Source organism: Isoptericola sp. NPDC060185, assembly GCF_042728595.1.
Classification (GTDB): domain Bacteria; phylum Actinomycetota; class Actinomycetes; order Actinomycetales; family Cellulomonadaceae; genus Isoptericola.
This window is the reverse complement of sequence record NZ_JBHWYY010000158.1, coordinates 1-1,219: the sequence shown is the minus strand read 5'-3', so window position 1 is coordinate 1,219 and position 1,219 is coordinate 1. Positions and strand designations below refer to the sequence as shown.

The 1,219-nt window shown below is 70.3% G+C and carries 1 protein-coding gene; it reads left to right on the top strand.

The features are described 5' to 3' along the window. The coding region (locus tag ACFWDO_RS21420; RefSeq protein ID WP_380347201.1) for an OB-fold nucleic acid binding domain-containing protein at positions 1–897 on the top strand (897 nt) is incomplete at its 5' end. Positions 898–1,219 lie beyond the last annotated feature (322 nt).

Sequence of the window (1,219 nt, the reverse complement as noted above, 5' to 3'; positions counted from 1 at the left end):
GCCGAGCCCACCCTCGAGAACGCGGGCACCGAGATCCGGCTCGGCCTGTCGGGTGTGCGGCACATCGGCACCGACCTCGCCGAGCGCATCGTCGCCGCCCGTGCCGAACACGGTCCCTTCGCCTCGATGCTCGACCTCACCGGTCGCGTGGAACTCACTGTCGCCCAGTCGGAATCGCTCGCCACGGCGGGAGCGCTGGACGTTCTGGTCGATACCGAACCGCGCGCTGCCGGCGCTGCGACGCACGAACCGTTCACCGGCGACAGCCGGAGTTGGGCAGCAACACCTGCCGCGCGAGCTTTGGACGCGGATCATCGAGTGCTCGAACAAGGTTACGGCCCGCCGGATTCAGCTGTGCCAAAGGATTCGCGTGGCAGCAGCGTGCGCAGGGCGGCATTGTGGGCGGCGGGCGCGGCGGCTGTGGAACGTCCGGATCGCCTCCCCGGCACCGGTCCAGCCACTGTCGCCCCGGCGCTGCCCGGCATGAGCGCGCTCGAACTCGCCGCCGCCGATGTCTGGGCCACCGGCATCTCGCCGGGCTCCTATCCCACCGAATTCCTTCGCGCCCATTTGAACTCACTCGGGGTGGTGCCCGCGTGCGATCTGTTGCTCGTCGAGGACGGCTCCCGCATCCTGGTGGCGGGCGCCGTCACCCACCGTCAGCGCCCCGCCACCGCCGCGGGCGTCACCTTCCTCAACCTCGAAGACGAGACCGGCATGGTCAACGTCGTCTGCTCGGTCGGCCTGTGGACGCGCTACCGCCGCCTCGCCCAGAACGCCACCGCCCTGCTCATCCGCGGCCGCATCCAAAACGCCGAGGGCGCCGCCAGTGTCGTCGCCGACCACCTCGAACACCTCGACCTGACCATCGTGGCCCGCTCCCGCGACTTCCGCTGAGATTTTGGAGCGCTGGCGCGCTCGAGCGGGGCCCTGGAGGCCCCGATCTTCCCTCCCTCCGGGTACTCCTTCGTCGCACCCTCCGGTCAGTCCAGATCGGGGCGGGCCCCTTTGGGTAGAGACATCCACGGGCTACCCGGCCCGGGCGGTCGCGGGCAGGGCCAGTCGCATCGGGGTGCCCTGTGTGGGGTGGGTCAGTCCAGGACGCGCAAGGCCTCGGCGATGGCCTGTTCGTCGGGGGTTTCGATGGCCAGGAGGACGGTGCGGGTTGCCTCGATGGCGGCGGGTTTCAGTGATTTCAGGAAGGGGAGGTCGGGGGTGG